Origin of the sequence: Erythrobacter sp. (assembly GCF_038133525.1) — a bacterium.
Taxonomy (GTDB): Bacteria; Pseudomonadota; Alphaproteobacteria; order Sphingomonadales; family Sphingomonadaceae; genus Qipengyuania.
Window position 1 is genome coordinate 3,964 of record NZ_JAYPTL010000026.1, and the last position, 2,066, is coordinate 6,029.

A 2,066-nucleotide genomic window follows, 5' to 3' on the forward strand; every position below is an offset into this window, starting at 1 on the left:
TTTGCTATATGATAGCGGGGGTGAGCCTCTTGAGCTCGGCGCGGTCGCAGCGGAAGTGGCGAAGGTCTTGGGCGGTACGGTATGGCGCGCTGCGATTACCGACAGTGATTCAAGCTACTATGCGGGTGACAAGAAGGAATATGATCAGTACCTTGCAAAGTTTGGGATAGCATCTGTGCCCCTTTCGCAGCAAATTGAGGATACCATGATCACGCTCGCCGAAGCGAACTGAGTAGAACTGGCAAGAATCGCTCGGGATGAGATATCGCGCAATCTCGTCCGATCAGAATACGCAAAACCGTGTCGAGGAATCGATATACGGAATGGAAAATCAATGGTTCATAATAGCTTCTCGATCAAATGGCTGACCCTGATGGCAGTCGCCGCTCTGTACACTCATGCCGGGCAAGCGTGGGCTCAATCGAGTTCTGAGGATAAGGAGCGGGCAGAGTCGCAGTCGCAGTCCCGAGAACAGCGTACAAGTCAGGATGAGTCTGACGATTCTAGTGAAAGCGCAAGCATCGTGCTTGAACCAACTCGAATCGGGGATGTGTCGAGCGCGCGCCCGATTGATGCGGATCAAGCGAGTCGGGCACGTACCTCGCTTTTCGATTTCTCGAACCGCCAGGCAGAGCCGAATGCATTCGAAGTCTATGTGGAACGAATGATAGGGAAGCGGTTGAAACGCTTCGGTTCAGACCTTCTGTTGCCAGGTTCTCGCGATTTCGCACTGCGCGCTGACGCAACGATTCCGCCAGACTATCGAGTAAACGTTGGTGACACGATATCAATCTCGCTCACCGGGTCTGCTGAGGGTAGTGTGGAAAGGACGGTCGACGGTGATGGGAACATATTCCTGCCCTCGGTCGGCACTATACACTTGGCTGGCGTTCGGCAGGGGGATCTTAAGGACTTTCTTTCGCGTGCAATCGGAACTCAGTACCGTAACTTTCGCGTTGGTGTGCGAACAACAGAGTTGCGCGGCTTGAGGGTGTTTGTAACGGGCTATGCCCAAAATCCTGGTGCATTCTCGGTAAACAGTCTTTCGACGGCGTTCAACGCGATACTCCAGGCCGGCGGACCTACGTCCGGAGGTAGTTTCAGAGTTATCAAGCTCGTACGTGATGGCCAAGAGTATGCGGAAATCGATCTCTATCGAGTCTTGATGGATGGAGATCGTTCGCAGGATGCAGTGCTGGAAAACGAGGATGTGATCCTAGTTCCACCGGCTTTGGCTCAAGTTGCGATTATTGGTAGCGTCAATAATGAAGCAATATACGAGATACTTGGCGGGGAAACGATTAAAGATGTTCTTGCGTTGGCCGGAGGCGTTGATGGATTAGGTGAACGAGACAGAGTTGTTGTTTATAGTGCAGACAAGGATATCGCTCCCGGCCCCAAGGTGGTGTCGCTTGCCGATTTTGCGACCGCAGTTGTGCGCCCCGGCGATATTGTTCAGGTGCTTCCAAGCGGTAGTTTGATCAAGCCGATAGCCCGGCAATCGGTAGTTGTGCGGATTGAAGGCGAGGTCGAGAGTCCAGGCAATTATTATGTCGCACCTGGAACGCCGCTTTCCGATGTAGTGGGAAGAGCGGGAGGGTTGACCGATCGCGCATATCCGTTTGGAACTGAATTCGTCCGCCAATCGATTATCGAGCAGCAACGGCGCAATTTTGCCGAGGCGCTTGACCAGTTCGAACTGACACTTGCTACAGCCCCGCTGCGGACCGATAGTAGCACGCCAGCCGCACGACAGCAGCAACAGCTTGACGCCGCGCGTTCGACACTGGAAGAGTTGCGTACCAAAGAGCCTGATGGACGCTTGGTTTTGGATGTACAACCAACCGCTGCGTTCTTGCCGAGCAACCTCCTGCTTGAGAATGGTGATCGGATTATCATTCCGCCGCGTCCAACGAGCGTTGGCGTATATGGCGCAGTTTACCGGCCAGCGTCATTTCACCTTGGTGAGCGAGGTCCCTTGCGGATCAAGGATTACGTGGAACTCGCGGGCGGCGCTGTTCGCGCGGCCGATAAGAGTGAAATTTTCGTCATTCGCGCCAATGGGG

2 protein-coding genes are annotated in these 2,066 nt (G+C 54.1%); both read left to right on the top strand.

Annotated elements, in window-relative coordinates:
- On the top strand, positions 1 to 232 hold a 232-nt coding region (locus tag AAFM29_RS08585), incomplete at its 5' end, for a hypothetical protein (protein WP_341712391.1).
- A gap of 102 nt (positions 233 to 334) precedes the next feature.
- Positions 335 to 2,066 (top strand): SLBB domain-containing protein (locus AAFM29_RS08590; RefSeq protein ID WP_341712392.1); only part of this gene is annotated, 1,732 nt, incomplete at its 3' end.